We start from the raw sequence: 24988 nt of genomic DNA, 5'->3' as shown, positions 1-24988 counted from the left end.
GTTTGGGATTGCGTCAAAGCAAGGCGATAGAGCGGCTGGCGATTCCCTCAAACGCCGCCCCGCTCCAGCAATTTCAGGAAAGTGTGTACGGCTTCCCCGGGAAACGCGCGCAGCGCTTTCCGTCCGGAATTGCGCAAAAACAAAGGGATAGAGCAGCTTGCGGTTTTTCGTGAACGGTGAACTGCTCTTATCTTAGGCGGTTCGATCGCCTACTGGCTGGGCATTGGCGCCAGCTTGACCTTGATCACATCGCCCGGCAGCACCGGCGTGTCTTCCTTGACCGCAATCTCGCTCGTCTTGCCGTCGGCAGCGCGCAGCAGTGAATAGATCAGGGTGGGCTCTTCGTTGGTTGCGCTGGCGGCCACGGTGGCGGGATCGGTGGCCTGGGCCATCAATCCTTTCTGCATGTTGACCCTCAGCGCGGCCTCGTTCAGGTCGGCTTCGGTCTGCTGCCGGTCGGCGGCGAGGCTCGAGCTCAGCGTGTTCTGGGCATCGATGGCATCCTGCGTTGCCTTGCTGATCGCTTGCTTGGCGGTGAGGATGGCCGTTTCGTAGTCCAGGATCTTGCCCTGAAGGTCGGTGACGGACTGTTGCGAATCCAGCAGTCTTGCGTTGGCGACCAGACCTTTCTGGGCCAGCGGACCGATGCTGGTGAGTTGCTGCTGCGCCAGGTCGACCTGCTTCTGCTGGTTGACGATCTTCTTCTGCAGCGATTCGATCTCGGCCTGCAGAACTCCTTTCAGGTCGCTGAGCGCCTCGAGCTTCAGCTTCAGCGCCTTCTGGTCAGCCGTGAGGATCGTCATCTCGTCCGCGACGATGGCCTGCAGTCTCGGATCGCCCTCGACCTCCTTCGGCACGTCGAAGCTCGACTTGCCCGCAAGGTCGGCATCGATGCGCGCGCGCTTGACGATCAGTCGAACGCGCTGATCGTCATATATGTCGAAATTGCCTTTGGCGGTGACCAGGTCCTTGCCGAGCTGCGGGCCGTAGTCGGCGCTTCGCCGGATGCCGCCGGCGATGCTGACCGCCTTCAGCACCGTAAGATCGGGCACATAGGGGAATTGGCCGGGGTTCTGCACCTCACCCGAAATATAGAACGGCCGGAACTGCGCCATTTCGACCGATGCCTCGGGCCGGTCCGACAAAGCGAGCTTGTGCTGCAGCGCCTCGCCGATCGCCGCCGCGACTTCGGCCGTTGTCTTGCCGGATGCCGGCAGCTCGCCGACGAAAGGCACCGACAGCATTCCGGCCGGCCCGACCGTGTATACGCCATTCACCGCCGACCAGTCGCGGAACGTGCCTTCGACGGTCTGCCACTCCGCGATACGGATGGTGAGCTTGTCTTGCGATCCGAGATGGTACTCGTCGGCAATGGCGATCCGAGGCAGGGCGAGCGACAGGGCCAGGCAGCTGGCCACGAGCCGCAAACGCCGCGAGCGGCCCGAATGCGGGCCGCTGCAAAAAACTTCGAACATGTCTATCTTCAACTGAATGTTCCGATCCGCTTTGGCCCCACCAGCCCGATGAGCCTGCGCCCGATGCCTGCCGGGAGAAATCTCCCGCGTGCGATCCGGTTCGCGACCGCTCAGTAGCAGCCGCGCGACATCCAGACAGCCGGAACTGTCTTGATGATGATGCGAATATCCTCAAAAAGTGACCAATTCTCGACATAGTGGCGATCGAACGCGACGCGGCTGTCATAGGAGACGTCGTTGCGGCCGCTGACCTGCCACAGGCCGGTCAGGCCGGGGCGGGACTTCAGGTAATACACGGCGGCGCTGCCATAGATCTCCAGTTCGTCACGCACGACCGGGCGAGGTCCGACAAGGCTCATGTCGCCCTGAAGGATGTTGATGACCTGCGGCAACTCATCGAGACTGAGTTTCCTCAGGACCGCGCCGACCCGGGTGACGCGCGGATCGTTCTTCAGCTTGCGGGTGGCTATCCATTCCGCCTTGGCTTCCGGATTGGCCGCCAGATAGGCAGCCAGCACCCTTTCGCCGTCCGGCACCATGGTGCGGAACTTGAGACAAGGGAAAACCCGTCCGCCACGCCCGATTCGCCGGTGACCGTAAAAAATCGATCCGCCATCGGAGAATTTGACGAGCAGCGCTATCATCACGAACAGCGGGCTGAGAGCGATCAGGGCGGCCAGTGAACCGGCAATATCGAAACTGCGCTTGATAAGGCCGCCGATCGGCGGTGGAAAATCGACGCCAGCCTGCGAAAACTCCGCTGTGGCCGACTTGGCAACATCCCTCATGCCAAAACTCCATGCGTTGACCGGATGGTTTACGGCACGATATCAAAAAAATGTTGCAGCGCAACACACAATTTCCCACACCTTTGAAATAGTCACGTCATGAATTGACTAAATAATAAGCGCGCCCTGCACAAATTTCGGAATATTTAGCACATTTAAGACAATAAATGGGCATAGCGGGAAAAATAGAGGCGCTTTTGGGGCAACTTCTAGGCGGGGCGTTCTTTATGCCCCTGAGTGGAGCTCGTTGGTGCTTTAGCGTGGCATGATATTCGATCGTATTCACATAAAATACTATTCAATATTGTAGATTCTACTGAAAAACACCAAAGAGCCGAAGTTGCGCGTAATCCCGTCGTGTGCGTTGCAGCATGAGCGAGTCGAGCGCAAAAGCTCACCTAAAAATAAATGCAGTTGCCCTTGCGGCCTTTTGCTCGCCTTAATAGAATTGCAAATTATACCTGTCAAAGTGGCGACAGGTTGAAAGGCCGGAAGCAACCGGCCGGGAGCGGGCGACTTAACAAGCCCGCATAACAAGGGACGACGCTCGGGTGGGGCAACGATTGGAATATACCCGGGCCGGTTTGTGGGCTGTTGGGTATGTCGCTTCCAAAATTCATCGTTGGGATGATTTTCGCTCTTGCGATCGTCGTTGGCTGGTCATGGCTGGGCGGCGCTTCAATAGGCACGACGCTGCTGCGCGTCATCATTTGTGCCGTGGTCATCCAGGCGGGCTACTTCGTGCTCGTCTATGCCATGATCGTCAAAAGCGCGCCGACGCCGGCCGACAGGACACGCGAGGCCGAAAGAAAGCTGAGTTCGGCCGAGGTGGCCGAGGGTGAAAAGCTGGGCGGCGCCGGGCGAAGCCTTCACTGACCCAGACCAGGCTTGGCCTCAGGCCACGTCGGCGGGTTCGGACTCAGATTGTTCGCCCGAAAGCATCCGGGACAACCGGCTTCCTGCTTTCGCCTTCAGCCGCCGATATTGCCCGACCTCGACGACACGGCCGTTTTCCATCGCGACCACCCAGTCGGCGAACGCGATCATCGATGGCCGGTGCGCGATGGTCAGGATCGTCATCGAGCCGCGCAGCCCGTCGATCGATTGCGCGATCAGCGCCTGGTTTTGCCAGTCGAGCGCGCTGGTCGCTTCATCCAGGATGAGCAGCGACGGCTTGCGCAGCAAGGCGCGCGCCAGCGCGATCCGCTGGCGTTCGCCGCCCGACAACCGCACGCCGCGGTCGCCGACCACCGTTTCGAGCTTGAGGTCGAGCCGTTCGACGAATTCGGCCGCATGGGCCGATCGCAATGCGGCCCATAATTCATCGTCGCTTGCTTGCTGTGCGGCCAGGCGCAGGTTCGCCGCGATCGTGTCGTGCAGGAGAAACACGTCCTGCGGCACGTAGGCGACCTGGTCGCGCCAGCCCCGGCGATTGGCGGCGTCGATCTCGACGCCATCGACGAGGATCGTGCCGGCTGTCGGCTCGAGCAGGCCGAGCAGCATGTCGGCGATCGTGCTCTTGCCTGATCCCGAAGGGCCGATAAGGGCGGTGACCTTGCCGGCCGGAAGGCCGAAGGTGATGTCGCTCACCACCGTCTTGGCGGCGCCGTCCTCGTAGGCGAAGGAGACGCCGCGAACATTCAGTCCGAAATCGAGCGACAGCTTTCGAGCGTCCTCGATCCCGGCATGGCCAGGTTCCCGCTCGGCGTCGAAACGCATCTGCAGGCTGCGCATCGCGGCATAGGCGGGCAGGTTGATCAGGACCTGCTGCGCTTGCGTCTGCATGTCCATGAAGCGCGGCGCGATGCGCATGAAGACCAGCAGCAGCACCACGATCTCGGCCAGTGAGAGGTCGAAGCGAACCAGCGCCACATAGATGAACAGGCTCAAGCCGATCACGCTCGCCACCTGGAACAGGGCGGTGCCGGTCGAGCTGTTGCGCACATAGGCGATGTTGTCGGCCTTCATCCTTTCGAGTGTCGCCTGCAACTGCGCGAAATAGGTCGCCTCGATGTTCAGGCTCTTGGCCACCTTGATGCCGCCGAGGAATTCCGAGACCGTCCGGTATTGATCCTGCCGGTTGGTGGTCAGGACCTGGCCAAAGGCGGTCGCCCGCGACCGGAATGGCCGCAGCGCGAGGAACATCAGGATGCCAATGACCACGGCGAACAGCGTCATGACCGGCGAAATGAACATGGAGATCACGAGATAGCCGGCCAGAAGCACGGCGATCTGCACCAGCATCAGCAGCGAGAAGGCCGCGCCCTGGACGCGGTCTATGTCCCCGGTCAGCGCATGGTCGAGGTCGGAGCCGCGCATGCGCGTGAAGACGCCCCATCGTGCCTTGCCGATGCTTTCGAACAGGTTCATGCGCAGGCGGTTGATGAAATCGAAGAGAAGACTGGCCATGTAGACCGACTTGAAGCGGTTGAAGGCGGCCTGCAGCGCGACCAGCGCCACCAGCATGCACAGCATCGTGGTCAGCTTCAGCGTGCCGTCCGGCACCAGCCAGCGCATGAAATCATTGTCGGGCAGCTTGATCGCGAAGTCCTGGCCGGAGCGTCCGACCAGCTGCAACAGCGGAACCAGCAACAGGATGGAGATGCCTTCGGTCAGGCTGCCCAGGATCAGGAAGAGCAGCGCCGTCCAGGCCCGCCGCCCGCCTATCTGGGCGATAACGGCGCCGAACCCGGCGATTTCCCGAAACAATGACGGGCGAAGGAGCGATGATTTCGACATCTCCTGCTATCCCTGTCCGGCCATCAGGTCATGCTCGACGAGGCTCACGACCTCGCCGATCCTGTCGAGCCCCGTCGGCACTTCGAGCCTGCACACGCCGACGCGATCGGCGAGCCGTGCGCAATGCCCGAGATGCGCCGCCGCGAAATCGCCGACCAGGGCGGCGCGGCCGAAGCGCGTGACATATGAAAATCTGATCACGGCCGGCAAAGCGGCGATGCCGGGCATGGGCGAGATCTCAGTCTTTTGGCCGCGCTCGAGAATATAGATGCGGGTCGCCGGAACCCTGTCGCGCGAGAACGCCCCGTGCAATCGGTGCTGGGCCTTGTTGATAGCCGGATGCACCTGCGGCCGCACTTGTGCCCCTTCAAGCGAAATCGCGGCAGCGGCGTCGGCCGCCAGCTTGATCTGGGGAAAACCCGGGACGATCATCGGCTCGTCCGGATGGCTGAGATCGAGCGCCACGACGTCATCGGTAAGCAGTTCGTGTCCGGCACGGATCATGGCGCTTGCCGTCGTCGATTTTCCGGCGCCCTTGTCGCCCATGAAGATGGCGCTTTTGCCGGCAATCGCGACGGCGCTGGCATGCAGCACGAGCAGGCCCCGCTGGTGCAGGATGAGCGCCATCACCGGTCCCAGCAGCGGGAACGCGATCAGTGCGTCGTCGATGCCGGGCGCCGGCTCGACCTCGATGCGGCAGGCGTCGCTGATCAGGAACGCGGCGACGGCGTGCCATGCCAGATATTGCCGATCCGGTTCGAAGCGGAAAATGGTCGCGGCCTCGGGCGAAGGCTTCGGCATATCGATCGCGCCGACACTGATCACGATATCCGCCGCTGCGGGTTCGGCCGGCTCCAGTTCTGGCAATGTCACCTCGGAAGCGATGGTCAGGCCGTAGGCCCGATAAAAACGGCGCTGTCCGCGCGGCCAGCCTTGCGCGCGCGGGCGGAGGGCCAGCGGCTCGTTCAACGGCGTCATGCGGCACTCCCGGCGCGCTGCACCTGCCGCAGCCACAGCGACAGCGACGCCGAGCGCCAGACATACTGGACATCGAGCGGCGCCGGCCGGTCGGGCCGACTGAGCAGCCGGGCATAGGCAGCCTTCACGGCCGGCAGGTTTATGTAGGGTTCGATGCGGCCGGCGTCCGGGCCGAGCACCTGTTCCAGGAGGTCGCGGTGGTTGCGCAGCATGCCGTTGACGAGATTGCCGGTGAAATCGATCTTGTCGCGCCGCCACTGGACCGCCGCCGGCAGCACGTCTTGCATGGCGCGGCGCAGCACGTAGCGGCCAAAACCGCGGCTGAGCTTCTCCTCGCCCGGCAATGCCAGGCAGAACTCGACCAGCGGCTTGTCCCAGAAGGGATAACGAGGTTCGACGCCGAAATTGGCGGCCGCCTTGTCGAGGACTTCGAAAGCATGCGGCACATAGCCGTTGGAAAGAATCCAGCGGTGGGTCAGCGCCTCGCTGGCGCTGACGTCGGGCGGCTTGTAGCCGGCTCGGTGAACCCGCTCGATAAGCTCGGTGCGGCCGGCAAGATCGGCATTGATCAGGTCGCGCCAGCTTCCGCCCTGGGCCGGCTTTCGCAGCCTGTGCAGGAGCCGGTTCGCGGCGTGCCTGAGCCTGGCCACGCGCCAGGCAGGCCCGTAGATGGTCAGGAACTGGAAATACATGCCGAGCATGCCGTCGCCATAGGTGTTGGAAGCGCTGCGGATCTCGCGCCACAGCTCCAGCCACTTGCCTGCGTTGGCAAGCTCGTGCAGATGGCCGTGCCCCTGCGATACGACTTCGTCCCCGCCATGGCCGTCGAGAAGCACCTTGACGCCTTTGGCGCCCGCCGTCCTGTATACCTCCCGGGTGAGCGTAAGGCCCGGCGCCAGGAACGTTCCTTCTTGCTCTTCCAGCACCCGTTCGAATTCCGCGAACGGCGCGTAGTTGCCGACCGGGATCAGCGTGCCGTCGACGCGCCCTTGTTCCAGCACCGCGTCTATGAAGGGGGTTTCGTCCATCGCCGAACCGCGTTCGAAAACCAGCGAAAAGGTGGGCAGCCTCGGCTTTCCCTCGGACAGGTTTTGCCGGCCCGCCACGCAGGCGATCGAAGAGGAGTCCAGGCCGCCGCTCAGCATGGCCCCGACCGCCGCGCTTCCGCGCATGCGGTTGCGCACGGACTGCGAGAAGAGGTGGGCGAATTCCTCGGCGGCGTCCGGGCGCATAGGCCGCGACGACGGCTCGATCTGCCAGTATCGCTGCAGCGTCACGCGCTGCCCCGTCACAGTGAGGCTGTGGCGCGCCGGCAGGCGGAAAATATCGGTATAAGGCGTCGCTTGCGGATCGTCTGGCAGCCCTGCCAGGAAACCCGAGATCTGATGTTCGCTGAGGCGGGCGCCGGCCCCGGTGACGCCAAGGATCGGGCCGATCTCGGAGGCAAAGACAAAGCGCTGCCCGTCCGCGTGATAGTAGAACGGTTTGACGCCGAAATGATCGCGCGCGCAAAACAGCACCTGCCGCTCGGCATCCCAGATGGCGAAGGCGAAGTCGCCTTGCAGGTGCACGGGACAGGCTTCGCCCCAGCGCAGATAGGCCCACATCAGGAGCACGGCGTCGGCAACCGATGCGTCGCGGACGCCGAGCCGTGCCGTCAGCTCGTCGCGATTGTCCAGGCGGCAATCCGCGGTGACGGCCAGTTTGCCGCCCGCCATCGTCAGCGGGCCGGGGCCGGCTTCATCGGTCGTGTTGAGCCAGGCGTGGCCGAGCGCGACAGCCTTGTCGGTCCACCACGAACTGCCGTCGCGGGCGCGATGACGCATGCGGGCCAGCATGCGCTGGATATCGGCTGCGGACTCCGGCGCCTCGTGCCCGTGCAGGATACCGGCCACGCCGCTCATCAGTCATTGACCATAGTCGACGAGAGGGACAAACCTGTCTATCGAGCCGCCAAGGACGACATGGTTGCCGCTGATCAGCCAGGCATGCGCCTTCAGCTGCCGGCCGGTGTCGCGCTCGATGCCGATGCGGATCTTCGAGGCGTTGCCCTGGCGGGCGAGAATGTACTGGCCGGCGAGCGCCTGGGTGAGGCAGCTTGCGCGCGGCACCAGGCGGGCCGCGGCGGCAACGCCCCAGGCGACACGGCGCAGCTCTCCCGTGCTGGCGCATTCACGCGCCTCCAGCCGGGTGACGATGCCGCGAAGGCGGTTGTAGGAGAACAGGGTCAGCCCCAGGCGAACGGCCGCGACCACCAGCAGGCAGCGGCAGAGGAACAGCATTTCCGGGCCACTCAGGGAGAGAGCTCGAAGCCGACGCCGCCGGTGCTTCGTCTGGTCGGGACTTTTCTCCGTCGCAGGTTCTTGCCGCAAAACCGTGACCCGCTTTTGCGGAACCTGCCTAGACAGGTTCCTCATGATGCAGCCTCGCAAGTCCGCTATCGGCCAGACCTTTCAACAGCGCGTCGACATCGGCCCTGCAGCGCTCGGCGTCGACATCATAGCGCGCGAGCACGGCCCGGCGGATTTCGGCAATTGGTTTCGGCTCCTGAATCAGCTCCCAGATGAACGTGCCTACCCCGTTGAGGCTGTAGTAGATGTTGGATTTCAGGTTGAGAAGCGCCAGGCCATTGCCGAATTCGCAGGCAACCGCTTCCTTGGTCGCACTTACGCGATCGTGGTCAGATGGGTTCCAGTTCATCCGAAAACCTCGTTTGCTACACACTGTCCGCAATGCGTGCCGACCATTCTGGCGATGAAGAAAAGCCGGGTCAGGCAATGAAGAGAGGCCGGGATTTTCACCCCGACTCCCTTTATGGTTCTTGGATTCCAGAGGCCCAACGTGTCCCTCCAGAATCAGGACAGGTTCAGGAGAACGTCAGGTCGCCAATCGGCGTGTGCGCAGGAAATGCTGCGTCGAGCGCCGTGTTGCCGCCACCGCCCTGAGTGATGGTTTCAATCGAACCATGAACCGTCAGGCTGGGCGTTTCGTACTCCTGTTTTTCAACATTCTGTTCCATTTTACACTCCATCAAGGACTGGAAACGGCCTGTCGATTGCCGGCGGCACTTTCATGCTGCGATGCAATAGCTGCATGGCAGCATTTATGAGTCAAGCCTGATTTACCGCGCATTAATCAATTATGGACTGCGCGCGCAGACACAGTCGTGAGTAACGATCTCAAGCTTTGGCCTTGATCGCCTCGAGATCCCTGCATATGGGCCTAATGCACTAGGTCAGCATAAGAAATTGATTTGCATATATAAACTTTTTAAGCCCTGTCACTTCAAGGCATGGCGACAATAATGCCCTAGCACCGGGTCTCCCGGTAGGTTTGCTACGGAACGCCGAAAAGGCCACTCGTCCCTTGTGGTCCAGCAGTTCTCCTCATCGTTCGCCCGAGCCGGTTTCGATAAACGTCGGGGCCGGATTTTTGCGCTGCAAAAGGAAAAACTGGACGGCGCAAAAGTTTTTGGCGATGCTTTGCTTCGCACCTGCAGCATAGGCGTCGCGCCGATCGCTTCTGGAGAACCGTGCGCCCGATGGCCCTGACCGAACGTTCATATGAGCGACTGCGCGCCGCCGATTGCGCCAGCGAGATCGCCTATGTGCAGGCCTGTCTGCGGCTGTTCTTCGCGGCGCGATCCGGCGCCGCGCCCGGCGATGCCTCCGGCCTCTCCGTAACCAATGTCACCGACATAGCCAGGTTGAACAAGGTCGCGACCTTTATCCTCAAGGTGCTGTCGAGCGCACCCGCGAACGGGCCGCCGGCCCAGCTCTCCCAATGGCTCGACGCCTACCGCCGGAAGACCGTTTCGATGAACGCGTCCTGCATCATGGATTCGATGGCGATCCAGGCGGCGCTGCGCGACAGGCAGATCGATTTCGTTTTCCTGAAAGGTCCCTTCCAGCAGCATCTGCTTTACGACGATCATTTCATGAAGCCTTCGGGCGATGTCGACATATTGGTGGCGCCGGCCGGGTTTTTCAGGGCGCGCGAGGCGCTCCGCTCGATCGGATACGAGATCGCCGGCAAGTCGCGCTCCGTCTGGTGGGTCCGTTTCCTCGGCGAACAGCACATGATCCGCGGCGACGGGCCGACGCAATCCACTGTCGATCTGCATTATCGGCTCCAGCAACCCGGCTCGCCCAGCCCGCGCGACGCGGATGGCTTCCTGCGGCGCAAACGGCAGGTCGAGATCACCGGCGTCGAGGTGCCGTTCACATCGGTGGCCGACACTCTGCTGTTGTCCTGCATCAGCGTCGCCAAGGCGCTTTTTAACCGGGAACCCTGCGCCGGTTACGTCTGCGACGTGCGCGCCAGCGCCGACCGCTTGGACGAAGCCGAGCAGCAGCGCCTGCTCGACGCCGCCGCGGCGCAGGGGCTGGACGACACGCTGCTGCTTGGCCTGCGCGCCGCCGACGTGCTCCTCGGCGGCGCCGACACGCTCTTGTCGCAGCGCGCCGCGCGGATGCTGTCGCGCATCGGCAATGAGGATCTGCTCAACATGGTCATCGCGCCATGGCTGTCATCCCTGCGATGGCCGCAGCGGCGCACCGTGCTGTGGGAGTTGTGCGGTCGTGCGCCGGTCCGCTATCTGGCGGAAGCCGGCTGGGCGGCATCGGCCGACATCAGCCGCCGCATCTTCGAACGGCAGGGCAGCCCGTGACGGGAAGCCTGTCGGGCATCGAACACGTACAGGGCGAGGGCAGAATGGAACCTGTGCAAGAGGCAAATTCATGTCGATGACGGAATCAAAGGTCTGCGTGATCATCGCGGCCCGAAACGCGGCGCGAACAATCGCGGTCGCCATCGCGTCCGCGCTGCGCGAACCGGAAGTGGCCGAAGTCGTCGTCGTCGATGACGCCTCCACCGATGACACGGCCCAAGTCGCCCGCGCCGCCGATGACGGCAGCGACCGGCTCGCGGTGATCCGTCTCGACGTCAATCGCGGCCCCTCCTTCGCCCGCAACGCCGCCATCGCCGCCTCGCAATCGCCATTCATCGCCATTCTGGACGCCGACGACTTCTTTCTCGCGGGCAGATTTCACAATCTGTTTGCCGGCGCGGACTGGGATTTCGCGGCCGACAACATCATGCTCATCAGGGACGACGCCTTGAGCGATGTCACCCAGATCGTCGCACCGCAGTTCGCGGCCGAGCCGGAATTCCTCGACCTGGAGCGCTTCGTCGAAGGCAACATCTCCAGGCGCAACGTGCGCAGAGGCGAACTCGGTTTCCTCAAGCCGGTGATCAGCCGCGCTTTTCTCGACAGGCACGGCTTGCGCTATGACGAGAGCTTGCGTCTGGGCGAGGATTACGAACTCTACGCGCGCGCGGTCGCCAGCGGCGCGCGCTTCAAGGTCATCCGCTCCTGCGGTTACGGCGCCATCGTGCGGGCCGATTCGCTGAGCGGCCGCCACAAGACCCAGGACCTGAAGCGTCTTGCCGACGCCGACCTGGCGCTGCTGGCGATCGACAGCCTGCCTGAGGGTTCCAAAGCGGTGCTGCGCCGCCACGAGCGCCACGTGCGCGACAAATACCGGCTGCGCAATTTCCTCGACGTCAAGGCCGAGCGGGGCCTGGCGTCGGCCGCGGCCTATGCCTTCGCAAGCCAATCCAACCTGGTTCCCATCGTCCAGGGCGTGGCGTCCGACAAGCTCGAGGCGCTGTTTCGCCGCGTCGGGTTCGCCTCCCGTCGTCAACATGTGCCGCCAATGCGTTTTCTCATGGCCGGCACCAGCACGGGCAAGCAGCCTTGAATGCGGGCGTCCGGCCGCGCTCTTGCCAGCCCGTCGCGCAAAGCATTTCCGGCGGATTTATGAGTTTACGAATTGGGTGGTTGCCTAGCCGGCCGGAGGATGGCAGTCTATGTTGCGGTGCAGCAATTAGGATGGCCAATGAACCGGCCTCCGATCGGACTGCCCGATATTGAACCGGTAAGGGGCCCGGCCGACGGCCGGACTACCACAGGACTTTGAACGCATGGCCTCGATATTCGGCTTCAGATCAAGGAATCCGGCCCGCGACCGCCAGACCGACATCTCGCGCCTCGACCGCCTGGCGAAGCTGTTCGAGCAGATCGCGGCCGAGATCGAGGCCGAGCGAAACGGGCTGGAGAATCGCTACAAGGCGACGGCCACCAACGCCGCCTTTCTGGTCGAGGCCATGGAGAACGGCTCGGCGTCTGCGCGCCGTTCCGCCGAGGTCGATGAATTGACGACGTCGATCCTGAATTGCGAGCGCCGCATCGCGGCGCTGTCGCGCCAGAACGGCATGGTCCGGGAGCTTCGTCATTCGCTGGATATGGTTTTCGATGAGGACGGGTCGTCCGATATGACGGCCAGCGAGGGGCTCGCCAAACTGGCAGGCGCCGGCAGAGGGTGAAGGCTGAAGGGTGGATTTGGCGCGAGGCGAGACGGCAGCTTGGGGAGGGGCTGACGAGAGAAAGAAAGCGCCGTTTGGCAACGGCTCGAATGGCTACTTTGGGTTGGGGATGCACAGCGCAAAGGTTGAGTTTCGTATGAATGCGGATCCGAGAACCACGTTCACCGTCGCAGTTCGCGGCATATCGTCAACGCGCCAGGCCAGGCAAGCCCGCCCAGGCGATTCCACCGGACGCAGGGCTGCCCTGGTCGCGCTGGCTCTCGCTAGCCTGTTCGCCGGGCCGGCGCCATCCTGGTCGCAAGATCTGAAGTCGGCGCCCTCATTCGTCGATGATTTCACCAGCTTCAACCGCCAGCGCTGGTATGTCTCCGATGGCTGGACGAATGGCGGCCATCAGAATTGCACCTGGGCGAAGGGACAGGTCAGCCTGGCGGACGGCGTGCTGTCATTGGGTTTCGAGAAGCAGAAGACGAAGGACCGCGACTACGCTTGCGGCGAAATCCAGACCAAGCAGCGCTTCGGCTACGGCACCTACGAGGCGCGCATGAAGACCGACACCGGTCCCGGCCTCAACGCGGCTTTCTTCTCCTATATCGGCCCGTCGGACAAGCAGCCCTGGGACGAGATCGACTTCGAGATCCTGACCAAGGACACGTCCAAGGTGCAGGTCAATGCATACATCGCCGGCAAGGGCAAGAACGAGAAGCTGGTCGACGTGCCGGGCGGCACGGAAAAGGCCTTCAACGACTACGCCTTCGTCTGGCAGAAGGACAGTTTGCGCTGGTACGTCAACGGCCAGCTGGTGAACACCATCACCGATCCGGCAAAGCTGCCCAGCCATGCTCAGAAGATCTTCTTCAGCCTCTGGGGCAGCGATACGATGACCGGATGGTTGGGCGCATTCGCCGATCCCGGACGCAAGCTTTCGTTGCAGATCGAGCGCGTCGCCTTCACCGCGCAGGGCGAACCCTGCCAGTTTCCGGAATCGCTGGCATGCAGCGTAAAGTAGAACCTATTGGGAAAGTCGATTTGAACCGGCCGGGCCGACCACGGTCCGCTGCCCTGGACAGGAACAAAACAGAATGAATTTGACGGTGTTTGGTATCGGCTATGTCGGTCTCGTGCAGGCTGCTGTGCTTGCCGAAGTCGGCCATCAGGTCGTCTGCGTCGACATCGACGCGAACAAGGTCGAGCGGCTCAATCAAGGTCTCGTCCCGATTTTCGAGCCGGGCCTGGAAAGCATCGTCAGGGAGAACCATGCCGCCGGCCGCATCAAGTTCACCACCGACGCGGCCGCCGCCGTCAGGCATGGTGAAATCCAGATGATCGCGGTCGGTACGCCTCCCGGCGAGGATGGCTCGGCCGATCTCAAATATGTGCTGGCGGTCGCCGAGGCGATCGGCCGGGAAATGGATGCGCCCAAGATCGTCGTCGGCAAGTCGACCGTGCCGGTCGGCACCTGCGAGAAGATCAAGGCCAGGATCGCCGAAACGCTGAAGAAAAGAGGCCGCGAGGACCTGACCTTCGACGTCGCTTCCAATCCGGAATTCCTCAAGGAAGGGTCCGCCGTCGCCGATTGCATGAGGCCGGACCGCATCATCGTCGGCACATCGAGCGAGGCCACCGAGGCGGTGATGCGCGAGCTCTACGCGCCCTTCAACCGCAACCACGAGAAGATGATCGTGATGGACGTGCGCAGCGCCGAATTCACCAAATACGCGGCCAATTGCATGCTCGCCACCAAGATCAGCTTCATGAACGAAATGGCGAACCTTGCCGAACAGCTTGGCGCCGACATCGAGGAGGTTCGCAAGGGCATCGGCAGCGATCCGCGCATCGGCTACCACTTCATCTATCCGGGCCTCGGCTATGGCGGCTCCTGCTTTCCCAAGGACGTGCGCGCCCTGATCAAGACCGCCGAAGGCGTCAAGTTCGACGCCAAGCTGCTGCGCGCCGTCGAGGAGCGCAACAACGAGCAGAAATCCGTGCTGTTCGACAAGGTGAACCGCTATTTCAAGGGCAACCTCAAGGGCAAGACCTTCGCGCTCTGGGGCCTGGCTTTCAAACCCAACACCGACGACATGCGCGAGGCGCCCGCCCGCACGCTGATGGAGGCACTCTGGAACGTCGGCGCCACCGTGCAGGCCTATGATCCCGAGGCGATGCAGGAATGCCAAGCCATCTATGGGCTGCGCGACGACCTGCTTCTGTGCGGCACCAAGGAAGCGGCGCTGCGCGGCGCCGATGCGCTGCTGATCGCCACCGAGTGGAAGAGTTTTCGTGCGCCTTCCTTCGACGCGCTGAAGGACGCGCTGACCACGCCGATCATCTTCGACGGCCGCAACCTCTATGATCCCAAGGTCATCGCCCGCCACGGCATCGAATATCACTCGATCGGCAGGATGGCGGCATGAGACCGGGTTTGGGCAATCCAATGTGGGATCGCCGCGGCCGGCCGGTGTGCTTGCCATGACGAACGCACAAGACCCGGAAAGGAGTTGCGGCTGATGGTGCTGGACGTAAAGCCGGAGCAGATCACCAAGGACCACTTCGACGTTGTCGCGATCGGTTCCGGTTTCGGTTCGGCCTTCTTCCTGCACGAATTCACGAAGCGGCGTAAGGCGCGCATCCTGCTTCTGGAATGGGGCCGCCACAACACGCATGAATGGCAGCTCAAGCAGAACGTCAACACCGACATCGAGGACGAGTCGACCTACAAGACCAATTCCGACAAGCCCTGGAACTACACGATCGGGCTGGGCGGCGGCACCAACTGCTGGTTCGCGCAGACGCCGAGGTTCCATCCCAACGACTTCAGGCTGAAAAGCACTTACGGCATCGGCAATGACTGGCCGATCAGCTATGACGACGTCGAGCCGTTCTATTGCGACGCCGAAGACATCATGTCGATCTCGGGCGATCCCGACATGGCGGCGATGCTGCCGCGCTCGAAGCCCTTTCCGCAGCCGCCGCACCGCATGTCGACGCCCGACCGGATGATGAAGGCGGCGCAGCCAGGCCAGCATTTCGTTATGCCCACCGCGCGCGCCCGCGTGCCGACCGCGCAGCGCACCTCGTGCTGCGCCAACCTCAGATGCTGGCTATGCCCGGTCGACGCCAAGTTCACCGCCAACAATGGCCTGATGCATGTCTTCGAGCATCCCGACGTGTCGGTCTGCCTCGGTTCGGAAGTGCGCAGGCTCGATCATGTCGGCGGGACGGTCCGCTCGGTCACCTTCGTCCATGGCGGCAAGGAATATCAGGTCAGCGGCGACCTCTTCATTCTCGGCGCCAATGCCATCCAGAGCGCGGCGATCATGCTGCGGTCCGGCCTGGGAGGCGAATTCGTCGGCCGCGGCCTGCATGAATCCTATGGCTGGAATTTCGAGGTCTATCTCGACGGTGTCGACAATTTCGACGGCAGCACCATCACCACCGGCTTGAATTTCGGTCTCTATGACGGTCCGCACCGGTCCGAGCACGCCGCGGCGCTGGTCTATTTCGAGAACCGCTGGCAACACGGCATGCGCGCCGAGAAGGGACGGCTGCGCCAGGCTCTGCCGCTTGTCGTGGTGACCGAGAACCTGCTCGACCATGAAAATTTCGTCACGCTCGACGAGGACGACAACGCCTTCGTCAGCTTCAAGGCGCCGTCGGACTACGCGGTCAAGGGCATGGCGCGGGCGCTGGAGAAACTGCCCGGGCTGCTCGCCCCGCTGCCGGTCGAACAGCTTTTCGATCGCGGCATCCGGCCAACCGAATCGCATGTCCAGGGTACGCTCCGGATGGGAACGGGCCCGGCCGATTCGGTGGTCGACAGCGGCATGATTCATCACCAGCTCAGGAACCTGGTCGTGGTCGGCACCAGCACATATCCGAGCTGTTCATGCGCCAATCCGAGCCTGACCGCGGCAGCGCTGTCCCTGCGGGCGGCGAGCCGGATGGCGTGAGAGGAGCAAACCAGATGATAGAGATCTCGCGACGCTCCGCACTGGCCGTCATGGCGGGCGGGGTGGTGTCGACCGGCATTGCCTACGCGGCAGTATCCTCGTTTTCGGATGAGGATCTGGTGCGCGTCACGCTCGAGAAATATTTCGGCAAGCTCAACATGCGCATCGAGCATTTGCAGCAGTTTGTCCTGGCGTTCCGCGACAGGAACCCGTGGATATTCCCGAGCAAGAAACTCAGCGACGCCGTCACCTTGCTCGAGGAGACAAGGCTGGGCAAAGCCCGCGCTCTGCTGCCGGAGCAGAAGAAGCAGGACCTCCTGCATTTCGACCGCTGGCTGATCGCCGAATTCCACATGCTGACCGACTACGCCTGGCGCAGTTCGCCGGGCGATCCGATCCGGTTCACCGGATGGCAGCCATGCACCAATCCGTTCGCCAATCTCGAGCAACAGAGTGCCTGAGGCGGTGCCGGAGCAAGCTCTCCGGCCACATTGAACGAAACGCGAAAGAACCAGGAGCCAGGACCATGAAAGTTCTTTTTGCAGGCGGAAACGGATACACGCCCGAATTCAGCGGCGGCGTCCAGTCGAGCACCCATCATCTGGCGGAACAGTTGATCGAGCACGGCCATGAGGCGGCCGTACTGGCCGCCCTGTTCGGCGACGGTGTCTTCGGCTTCAAGGCGCGCGCCAAGATGAAGCTGCTGCGTCAGCCGGCGGTCATCGACAGTTTTCCCGGCTATCCGGTGGTGCGGGCTTGGTTTCCCTGGAAGGCGGCCGACTTTGCCGTCCGCAGATTGAAGCCGGACGTGGCCGTCGTCCAATGCCACAAGTCGGTTCCGGTGGGCAAGGCGCTGCAGGCCGAAGGCGTGCCGCTGGTCGTCTATCTCAGGAACGTCGAGTTCCATGAGCTGGGCGGCGATCTGCGCGAGCTGCATTCGGCGCTCTACATCGCCAATTCGCAATTCACCGCGCGCGCCTACAAACAGAAGTTCGGCATCGATGCGGCGGTGCTGCCGCCGACCATCAATGCCGCCCTCTACAGCACGCCGACCACGGGCCAGTTCGTCACCTTGATCAATCCGTACGAGGAGAAAGGCTTCGAGCTCGCCGTGCGCATCGCCGGCGCCTGCCCCGAGATTCCGTTCCTGTTCGTGGAGAGCTGGAAGCTCGCCGACGATCATCGCGCCCGCATCGAGCAGACCATCGCCCCGTTCTCCAACATCAGGCTGGAGAACCGCACCGGCGACATGAAGACCGTCTATGGCCGCACCAGGATCCTGCTGGCGCCCAGCAAATGGGAAGAGGCCTGGGGCCGTGTGGCCTCGGAAGCCCATTGCAGCGGCATTCCCGTCATTGGCTCGCGGCGCGGCGGGCTGCCCGAAGCGATCGGCCCGGGCGGCGTGGTGCTGGATTACGATGCGCCGCTCGCCGACTGGATCGCGGCTGTCAGGCTGCTGTGGAACGACCGCCAGGAATATGACCGGCTCTCGGCCACGGCGCGCAGCTTCTCCGAGCGTCCGGAGCTCGATCCGGACCGCCAGTTCCTCACCTTCTTTTCCATACTGGACAAGGCCACACAGCAGCGTTCGCGACAGGCGGCGTAGCCAGGGCTCAGGCTGGCACCGGACCCGGCAGCCCTGTAATAGGAATTTTTTCTTGACAGGGTGAAGGCAGCTATGGTAGATTTTTGGTCATGGTGCTGAGTTGCGCCGGAAACCCGCCGCACAGGCGGGTTTTTCGTTTGATGCTTCTCGACCGGCACGCCGGCGAAACACTCCGAAGGAACCCGTTAATCTGGATTCGCAGCCTTGGCGGATCAGGCCAGGCGCTTGACCCGGCTTTTCAGCGTCTCGTAGCCGCGGGCGCCAAGCAGCGCGCGGGCAAGGGCCTTGGCGGCGCCCTTGCGGCCTTCCTGTGATTTGGCCTGTCGCAACCTGGCCGGCAGGTTGCGCGCCGCCTGGCCGAGCGCCGGGAGCGACAGCGCGTTGGGAAAGCTGACCATGTGCGTTTCGACGCACAGCACCGGTTTGCCCGACAGCTCGGTGATCCTCAGCGCCTGCTCGTGCTCGCTCTCGATGAACAGGATGGCATCGGATTTGCGGTAGAATTCGGCCTTGAAACTGCCATGCGCGCCAAGCCGCTGGCGCTCCGCCTTGCTCGGCAGGTCGAGCATGATCAGATGATCGTACTTGATCTCGTGCTTGGCCAGCCATGCCTCGGTCAAGGCGCGGTATTTCTCCAGCCGGCTGGTCACCAGCCAGCCGATCTTGCGGGTCGCGGTATGGAGCGGCCGCGCTTCGCTGAGGAATTTCTCGTAGGCCGGACCATCGTCGTTTTCCGCTTCGGTCGGATCGAGGCACAGCACCCCGTCTATGTCGACGCAGCATTGCGCCAGGAATTTGTGATGCATGAAGTTCCACTGGAACATGCGCGGATGCGGCACGACCTCGAAGACGACATCGGTCTCGGCATGCTGCGGCTCAAGCCCGAACACGGCGGCAAAGGTGTAGTCGGCCTCGATGCCGGCACCCTCTATGCGGGCGCGGGCGTCGCGCATGGCGTTGCCGCCGGAGACGCTGTCGTCGATCACCAGCACCTTGCGCATTTCCGCGACCTTGCGGTCGAGCACCGCACGGCGCTTGGTGATGCCCGATGTGTAGACGCGACCCTCGAGGAAGGAGTCCAGGTCGGTCATCGGTATGTTCGCCGCGAGGCTGACCAGCGTCGCTGCCAGCACCCCGCTTCTGGGGACGCCGACCACCAGGTCGATGTCGCGCGGCAACCGGTGAAGGTTGCTCACGATCGCGTCGTTCATGTCTGAGATCGATCGGTAATGCATGGATCAGGCCTGATGCTCGGGTGAACGGTAAGGGTCGAAAGCGCCGAAATTATTGCGCCTCGCGCGGTGCTGCCGCCGGCGGCCTTGCCGGCAGCATTTTCAAGGCCTCGCGCAAGGCTTCACGGCCGGCTGCGAAGGCCAGCGCGATGACGATGGTGATGAGATAGGCAAGGATCGCGCCGCTGGCCAAGGCAATGACATGCTGCTGCGGCAGCAGCGGCTTGACCAACCAGACCACCGCCAGCGCCACATGCGCGCCGAGCACGAACGGCGTCGCCGCGCGAAGCACGTGCCTTGCCCGCAGCGGCCCGCTCCTGCCGACATAGAGCCACAGGAAAGGCGTGCGCAGATATTCGCTGACGGCATAGGCGATCGCCACGCCGAGCGCGCCATAAGGCAGGCCCAGCACGAAAGCGAGCACCGACGTCACCGCCGTGATGATGCCCCAGCGCATGAAGTCGCCGGAACGGCCTTGGCTGACGAACAGCCATCCGGCCGGATTGTTGAGCGGCTGCAGCAGCCCGGCGAAGCCAAGCGCCAGGAAAATCGAGGCGCTCGCGCGCCATTGCTCGCCGAGCACGAAGGGGATGAGTATGTCCGACATGGCGGTGGCGAAAGCGACGCCGGGAAGCGCCACCAGCAGGATGAGCGGCATGACGCGAAGATAGGCGCTGCGGTAGCGGTCGGGCTCGTCCTTCAGCCTGGAAAGAGCCGGCACCATCACCTTCGACAGCGGGTTCGTGATCTGGCTCAGCGGGAACAGGAGCAGCTTGTAGGCACGGTCATAGAGGCCGAGCTGCGCCTCGCCCCAGTATTTTCCGATCAGCACGTTGTCGAGATTACGGGCAAAGAAATTGGCGAAGTTGAAGCCGGTTATGCCGGCGCCGAAATTGATCAGCTCGCTGATCCCGGCGACCTTGCGCGGCAGGCTGGGCCGCCAGCGCGAACTGGCCCAGTAGCACAGCGTCGGCAGCACGGCTCCGGTCAAGGTGCCGGCGAAAAGTGCCCAGTAGGAGCGGTCGATGAAGGTCCAGGCGATCGACACGGCAAGACCAGCCACGGCGCCTGCGACATCGATGATGGCCAGGCGGCCGAACTGCATGCGGCGGGTCAGGAGCGCCAGATGCTGCGCACCGAGGCCGTAGGCCATGATCTGCAGGCCCAGCGCCGCCACCAGGCCAGCCACACGCGGTTCGCCGTAGAAGGCGGCGACCAGCGGTGCCGCGCCGGCAAGCACGCAGGCCAGGATGGCGCTGACGGCGACGTTGATCCAGAACAGGTAGTTCACCTCGTCGTGCCGTATGCCCGATTTCTGGATGGTCGCCTGGGTGAGGCCGAAATCCTGGAACAGCGCGATGAAGGCCAGCACCGGCGCGCACATCGCCACGACGCCGAAATCCTGCGGCAACAGGAGACGCGACAGCACGATGACGGAAATGATCTGCGTGGCGACCCGCACGGACTGCGACAAGGCCGTCACGACCGCGCCACGCCCGACCGATTTGCGCAGCGAGCCTTCTGGCGGATCGAATGGATTGGCTTCCAAATTCAGGATTCCTGATTCTTGTGCAGGTTCCGACTAGGAACCCTGCAACCGCCGCCGCGGCCAAATTACGGCATTTATTTTGCAGTGCAACAAAAAACGTGGATTTTGCTACGCTGCACCAAAAATGTTGCGATGCAGCAAGACCTGTACTAGGTTCGCCGTGGGTGGGCCAACAGCGGTCGAGTTTTCATGCTGAATGTCTTGTACCTTGTGCATGACGTTTCCGACCCGGCAGTGCGCCGGCGGATTACAATGCTCAGGGCAGGTGGCGCCCAGGTCACGCTCGCAGGCTTCCGCCGCACGGCAAATCGCATTGCCGACGTCGAGGGTTTGCGGCCGCTGGATCTCGGCGCGACGCGTGACGGGCGATTCGCCCAGCGCCTGACGGCAGTCGCCAAGGCGGCGGTTTCGATCGGCACCAGGCTCCGCGGCATGCCGAGGCCCGATCTCATCATCGCGCGCAACCTGGAAATGCTGGCGCTCGCCCGCCGCGCCAACACGGCATTCGGCGCCGCGGTGCCGATCGTCTATGAATGCCTCGACATCCATCGCCTGATGCTTCGCAGCGATGCGGTCGGCAAGGCGCTGCGTGCCACGGAACGTTACCTTGCCAGGGACGTAAGGCTGCTGGTGACCAGCTCGCCCGCATTCACCGCCAATTATTTCGAGCCGTACGGCCAGGTGACGGCGCCGGTCGAACTGGTCGAAAACAAATATTTCGAGGCAGCGGCGATCCTGCCGGCCGAGCATGAGATGGCCGAGGCGCCTGTCGCGCCACCCTGGCGCATCGGCTGGTTCGGGGCATTGCGCTGCCGCCGCTCGCTCGAACTCCTGGCCGATTTCTCGCGCCGCGCCGACGGCCGGTTCGAGATCGTGCTGCGCGGCCGCCCGGCGTTGACCGAATTCCCGGATTTCCACGCCTTCGTCGAGGCGGAGCCCTGGCTTTCGTTTCGCGGACCCTACCGCAACCCGGAGGACATGGCGGCGATCTACCGGGACGTGCATTTCTCCTGGGCGATCGATTTCTTCGAGGCGGGCCAGAATTCCGAATGGCTGCTGCCCAATCGCCTCTATGAAGGCTGCCGATTCGGCGCGGTGCCGATCTCGATGGCCAACACGGAAACTGGGCGGTTCCTCGGCCGGCAAGGCATCGGCATTCTGTTGCCCGAAGCCTCACCCGACGCGCTCGAAGCCGCCATCGGCAAGATGGAGGAGCGCCGCTTCAGCACGTTGAAGGAGCGCGTTCTGTCGCGCAACCCCAGGATATGGAGCTATGATCGCAGCGATTGCCAGGCGCTGGTCGACAAGCTTCGCAGCCTGGCCGCCATGCGCCAACCCTTCGCGGCCGAGGCTTTGGCCTAGGATGGAGATCGCCCGATGATGCAAGCGCTCCCCTCCAGCCTGATCGTGATTCCCTGCCTCAACGAGGCAGCCCATATCGGTGTGCTGCTCGACCAGCTCAGGCCCGCGGCCGCGAGGCTCGGCGCCAGGATCGTCGTTGCCGATGGCGGCAGCACCGATGGTACCCCGGCCATTGTCGGCGAGCGTGCGAAGGAAGATCCCCGCATCATCCTGCTCCACAATGAAAAGCGCATCCAGAGCGCGGCGATCAATCTTGCCGTCGCCAGATTCGGCGATGGTGCCGAATATCTGATCCGCATCGATGCCCATGGCGGCTATCCCGCCGACTATTGCGACCGGCTGGTCGAGGAAGCGCTGGCCACGGGCGCCGATTCTGTCGTGGTCTCGATGCTGACCAGCGGCAGCGGCACCGTGCAGAAGGCGGCCGCGGCGGCACAGAATTCAAAGCTCGGCACCGGCGGTTCCAAGCACAGGCATCTGTCCGCCGGAGAATGGGTCGATCACGGCCATCACGCGCTGATGCGGATTTCTGCCTTCCGGGCCGTCGGCGGCTATGACGAGACGTTCAGCCATAATGAGGACGCCGAGCTCGACTACCGGCTGAGACAGGCCGGCTACAGGATCTGGATGAGCGGCAGGACGCAGATGGTCTACTATCCGCGCGCGTCGCTCAGCGGCCTCTATTTCCAGTATCTCGGCTACGGCCGCGGACGCGCCAAGAATGTCCTGAAGCACCGCGTCATCCCGAAGGTCCGGCAGATGGTGCCGCTGCTGGTGTTCCCGGTGGTGGTGCTCGCGGCCTTTTCCTTCGTGCACTGGCTGGCGGCGGTGCCGCTTTTGATCTGGGCATCCGTATGCCTCGGCTATGGCCTGTGGACGGCGGTAAGCCAGCGCAATGCCGACATCGCGCTTGCCGGCGTCTCGGCGATGGTCATGCATTTCGGCTGGTCCGTCGGTTTCTGGCTGCAGCTTCTCGGCCTTGGCAAACAGCGCGGGGTCGCGTGATGGCGGTTCCAGGCAAGAACCGCAGCATCGATATCGGCGTGTGCACGTTCCGCCGGCCGGAATTGGCCCACACGCTGCGCTCGCTCGACGCCATGGACAGGCTGGCCGGTTTCGACGTCCGGGTCATCGTCGCCGATAATGACGACACGCCGAGCGCCAGGGATCTGGTGACGACGCTGGCGCGGGAACTGACGCTGCCGATCAGCTATCACCACTGCCCGGCGCGCAACATCTCGATCGCCCGAAATGCCTGTCTTGACGCCAGCACGTCGGATTTCGTCGCCTTCATCGACGACGACGAGACGGCTTCGCCGCGCTGGCTTGCCGAGCTCGTCGCAACAGCCCAGGCAAGTCGCGCCGCCGCCGTGCTGGGCCCGGTCAAGGCGCGCTATGGGGCCGATGCGCCGGACTGGATGCGGCGTGGCGACTTCCATTCGACCTTGCCGGTCTGGGTGCGCGGCGAGATCCGCACCGGCTACACCTGCAACGTGCTGCTCGACATGAGGTCGGACAGCCTGCGCGGGCGCCGCTTCAGCCTGGCGCGTGGCCAGACCGGCGGCGAGGACACCGAATTCTTCGACCAGATGCACAAGACAGGCGGCACGATCGCGTTTTCTCCGGAGGCTTGGGTGGACGAGGTCGTGCCACGGACCAGGGCCGCGTTCGACTGGCTTGGCCGCCGCCGCTTCCGCGTCGGGCAGACGCATGGCCATCTCCTGGGGCGCAATGCGAGCGGCATTGGCCTGCTCAAACAGGTCGCCATTGCCTCGGCAAAGGCAGCCTATTGCTTCGCCGCGGCGTTTCCCTTCCTTGCCAGCCCCGTGCGGCGGAACCGCAGCGTGCTGCGCGGCATTATGCATGTCGGCGTCGTCAGCGGCCTTGTCGGCATCCGCGAGATTCGTCTCTACGGCCAGCCCTCGCCACAGGAAGGAGGCAAGCGTGCAGCCTGACGTCAGCTTCGTCCCGGACGTTTCCTTCGTCATTGCAGCCTACAACGCCGAGGCGACCCTCGACCGGGCGATCGCCAGCGCCATCGCGCAGAAGGGTGTCAGCGTCGAGGTCGTCGTCGTCGACGACAAGTCGCGCGACGCGACGCTCGACGTGGCAAGGGCCTATCCGCAAGACATCGTGCGCGTCGTGGCGCTCGCGCAGAACAGGGGCCCCGGCGGCGCCAGGAACGCCGGCCTCGAGGCTGCCCGCGGCCGCTGGGTCGCGGTCCTCGATTCCGACGACGCGGTCTATCCCGGCCGCATCGCCGCCATGATCGCGCGGGCTGAAAGGGCGGGCGCGCAAATCGCCGTCGACAACCTCCAGGTCGTCCGCGAGGACGGCGTGATCGAGGATGCGATGTTCCCGACGCGCTATCTGGAGGAATTGGGCGAGATCTCGCTGGCCAGCTATATCGCCGGCAACATCGTCTTCGAATCGAAGTTCAATCTCGGCTATCTCAAGCCGATCTTCGAGCGCCGCTTCCTGGAAGAAAACGGACTTCGCTACGACGAGGACCTGATCATCGGCGAGGATTACATTTTCCTGGCCAACGCCCTGGCCAAGGGCGGCAGGTGCGTGGTCGAGCCTGACATCGGCTATGTCTATCACATCCGCAGCGGCTCCATTTCGCGCGTGCTCGAGCCTCATCACGTTGAGGCGATGCGCAAGGCCGATGCGATTTTCGCTCAAAGCCATCAGATGGACGCGGCCACGCAAGCGGCCTTCGCCCGGCGCAGCCGCAGCCTGCGCAAGGCGGCTTCGTTCCTGTCGATGGTCCAGCACATCAAGGCGCGGTCCCCGCTCAAGGCGATCCGGACGGCGCTCAGCGACCCGGCGGCGGTCAGGCATATGGGCATGCCGATCGCCGTGCGGTTGCGACGAGTAGCGGCACAATTTGCCGTGGGGGCGGGGAGGTGAAGATGCAGG

The 24988-nt window shown here is 63.5% G+C and carries 23 protein-coding genes; 13 read left to right on the top strand and 10 right to left on the bottom strand.

Annotated features, from left to right (window positions below):
* Window positions 1–209 precede the first annotated feature (209 nt).
* Together FJ973_RS17240 and FJ973_RS17235 are read right to left on the bottom strand one after the other, a co-directional pair.
* A complete protein-coding gene (locus FJ973_RS17240; RefSeq protein WP_181167418.1) occupies window positions 210–1475 on the bottom strand; it encodes a polysaccharide biosynthesis/export family protein in 1266 nt (421 codons plus the stop codon).
* A gap of 110 nt (window positions 1476–1585) precedes the next feature.
* Window positions 1586–2263 carry a sugar transferase gene (locus FJ973_RS17235; RefSeq protein WP_140497203.1) on the bottom strand — a complete coding sequence of 226 codons (678 nt, stop codon included), beginning with the start codon at window positions 2261–2263 and terminating at the stop codon, window positions 1586–1588.
* A gap of 600 nt (window positions 2264–2863) precedes the next feature.
* On the opposite strand from FJ973_RS17235, the gene FJ973_RS17230 reads away from it, so the two are divergent.
* The gene (locus FJ973_RS17230) at window positions 2864–3139 is read left to right on the top strand and encodes an exopolysaccharide production repressor exox (protein WP_140512914.1); all 276 of its coding nucleotides are present in this window, start codon (window positions 2864–2866) and stop codon (window positions 3137–3139) included.
* An 18-nt stretch (window positions 3140–3157) separates the two neighbouring features.
* On the opposite strand, the gene FJ973_RS17225 is transcribed toward FJ973_RS17230, so the two are convergent.
* The 6 genes from FJ973_RS17225 to FJ973_RS17200 form a co-directional block, all read right to left on the bottom strand.
* Window positions 3158–5002 carry an ABC transporter ATP-binding protein gene (locus tag FJ973_RS17225; RefSeq protein WP_140556885.1) on the bottom strand — a complete coding sequence of 615 codons (1845 nt, stop codon included), beginning with the start codon at window positions 5000–5002 and terminating at the stop codon, window positions 3158–3160.
* 6 nt (window positions 5003–5008) lie between these two features.
* Window positions 5009–5980: a serine kinase gene (locus tag FJ973_RS17220; protein ID WP_140556883.1), complete on the bottom strand. Its 972-nt coding sequence runs from the start codon at window positions 5978–5980 to the stop codon at window positions 5009–5011.
* Window positions 5977–7884 carry a lasso peptide isopeptide bond-forming cyclase gene (locus tag FJ973_RS17215; RefSeq protein WP_140556881.1) on the bottom strand — a complete coding sequence of 636 codons (1908 nt, stop codon included), beginning with the start codon at window positions 7882–7884 and terminating at the stop codon, window positions 5977–5979. The genes FJ973_RS17220 and FJ973_RS17215 overlap by 4 nt, the downstream gene beginning before the upstream one ends.
* Window positions 7885–7887: 3 nt before the next feature.
* Window positions 7888–8262, bottom strand: a complete 375-nt coding sequence (locus FJ973_RS17210; protein ID WP_224618327.1) for a lasso peptide biosynthesis B2 protein — start codon at window positions 8260–8262, stop codon at window positions 7888–7890.
* A gap of 118 nt (window positions 8263–8380) precedes the next feature.
* Window positions 8381–8680: a PqqD family protein gene (locus FJ973_RS17205; RefSeq protein WP_140497191.1), complete on the bottom strand. Its 300-nt coding sequence runs from the start codon at window positions 8678–8680 to the stop codon at window positions 8381–8383.
* A gap of 166 nt (window positions 8681–8846) precedes the next feature.
* The gene (locus FJ973_RS17200; RefSeq protein ID WP_140497189.1) at window positions 8847–8999 is read right to left on the bottom strand and encodes a lasso peptide; all 153 of its coding nucleotides are present in this window, start codon (window positions 8997–8999) and stop codon (window positions 8847–8849) included.
* A 522-nt stretch (window positions 9000–9521) separates the two neighbouring features.
* Here FJ973_RS17200 and FJ973_RS17195 point away from each other — a divergent pair.
* The 8 genes from FJ973_RS17195 (at window position 9522) to FJ973_RS17160 (ending at window position 17923) form a co-directional block, all read left to right on the top strand.
* The gene (locus FJ973_RS17195; protein WP_140556880.1) at window positions 9522–10649 is read left to right on the top strand and encodes a nucleotidyltransferase family protein; all 1128 of its coding nucleotides are present in this window, start codon (window positions 9522–9524) and stop codon (window positions 10647–10649) included.
* Between the two features lie 70 nt (window positions 10650–10719).
* Entirely contained in the window at window positions 10720–11742 is a 1023-nt protein-coding gene (locus FJ973_RS17190) for a glycosyltransferase (RefSeq protein ID WP_140512925.1), read from the top strand.
* 223 nt (window positions 11743–11965) lie between these two features.
* A complete protein-coding gene (locus FJ973_RS17185; protein ID WP_140556878.1) occupies window positions 11966–12367 on the top strand; it encodes a hypothetical protein in 402 nt (133 codons plus the stop codon).
* A gap of 136 nt (window positions 12368–12503) precedes the next feature.
* Window positions 12504–13376, top strand: a complete 873-nt coding sequence (locus FJ973_RS17180; protein ID WP_140556876.1) for a family 16 glycosylhydrolase — start codon at window positions 12504–12506, stop codon at window positions 13374–13376.
* Between the two features lie 73 nt (window positions 13377–13449).
* Window positions 13450–14781 (top strand): UDP-glucose/GDP-mannose dehydrogenase family protein, encoded by a 1332-nt coding sequence (locus FJ973_RS17175; RefSeq protein WP_140556874.1) that lies wholly within the window; start codon window positions 13450–13452, stop codon window positions 14779–14781.
* Window positions 14782–14874: 93 nt separating this feature from the next.
* Window positions 14875–16317, top strand: a complete 1443-nt coding sequence (locus tag FJ973_RS17170; protein ID WP_140512929.1) for a GMC family oxidoreductase — start codon at window positions 14875–14877, stop codon at window positions 16315–16317.
* Window positions 16318–16331: 14 nt separating this feature from the next.
* The gene (locus FJ973_RS17165; RefSeq protein WP_140497175.1) at window positions 16332–16778 is read left to right on the top strand and encodes a hypothetical protein; all 447 of its coding nucleotides are present in this window, start codon (window positions 16332–16334) and stop codon (window positions 16776–16778) included.
* 65 nt (window positions 16779–16843) lie between these two features.
* The gene (locus tag FJ973_RS17160) at window positions 16844–17923 is read left to right on the top strand and encodes a glycosyltransferase (protein WP_140556873.1); all 1080 of its coding nucleotides are present in this window, start codon (window positions 16844–16846) and stop codon (window positions 17921–17923) included.
* Window positions 17924–18135: 212 nt separating this feature from the next.
* On the opposite strand, the gene FJ973_RS17155 is transcribed toward FJ973_RS17160, so the two are convergent.
* Both FJ973_RS17155 and FJ973_RS17150 read right to left on the bottom strand, forming a co-directional pair.
* Window positions 18136–19158, bottom strand: coding sequence for a phosphoribosyltransferase family protein (locus FJ973_RS17155; protein WP_140497171.1), 1023 nt, complete (start codon window positions 19156–19158; stop codon window positions 18136–18138).
* Window positions 19159–19207: 49 nt separating this feature from the next.
* Window positions 19208–20704 carry a lipopolysaccharide biosynthesis protein gene (locus FJ973_RS17150; RefSeq protein WP_140556871.1) on the bottom strand — a complete coding sequence of 499 codons (1497 nt, stop codon included), beginning with the start codon at window positions 20702–20704 and terminating at the stop codon, window positions 19208–19210.
* A 189-nt stretch (window positions 20705–20893) separates the two neighbouring features.
* Between FJ973_RS17150 and FJ973_RS17145 the strand changes: the two genes are divergently transcribed.
* The 4 genes from FJ973_RS17145 to FJ973_RS17130 are packed head-to-tail and all read left to right on the top strand — an operon-like array spanning window position 20894 to window position 24979.
* On the top strand, window positions 20894–22066 hold the full coding sequence (locus FJ973_RS17145) for a glycosyltransferase family 4 protein (RefSeq protein WP_140497167.1): 1173 nt from the start codon (window positions 20894–20896) through the stop codon (window positions 22064–22066).
* 15 nt (window positions 22067–22081) lie between these two features.
* The gene (locus FJ973_RS17140) at window positions 22082–23071 is read left to right on the top strand and encodes a glycosyltransferase family 2 protein (RefSeq protein ID WP_140556869.1); all 990 of its coding nucleotides are present in this window, start codon (window positions 22082–22084) and stop codon (window positions 23069–23071) included.
* A complete protein-coding gene (locus FJ973_RS17135; RefSeq protein ID WP_140556868.1) occupies window positions 23071–24021 on the top strand; it encodes a glycosyltransferase in 951 nt (316 codons plus the stop codon). Before FJ973_RS17140 ends, FJ973_RS17135 begins: the two co-directional genes overlap by 1 nt.
* A complete protein-coding gene (locus FJ973_RS17130) occupies window positions 24011–24979 on the top strand; it encodes a glycosyltransferase family 2 protein (RefSeq protein ID WP_140556866.1) in 969 nt (322 codons plus the stop codon). The genes FJ973_RS17135 and FJ973_RS17130 overlap by 11 nt, the downstream gene beginning before the upstream one ends.
* The last annotated feature ends 9 nt before the right edge of the window (window positions 24980–24988 follow it).

The sequence above is a fragment of the Mesorhizobium sp. B2-1-3 genome (assembly GCF_006442495.1).
GTDB lineage: Bacteria > Pseudomonadota > Alphaproteobacteria > Rhizobiales > Rhizobiaceae > Mesorhizobium.
Note: the sequence above shows the minus strand (reverse complement) of the source record. Positions and strands in the feature narration are given on the sequence as shown.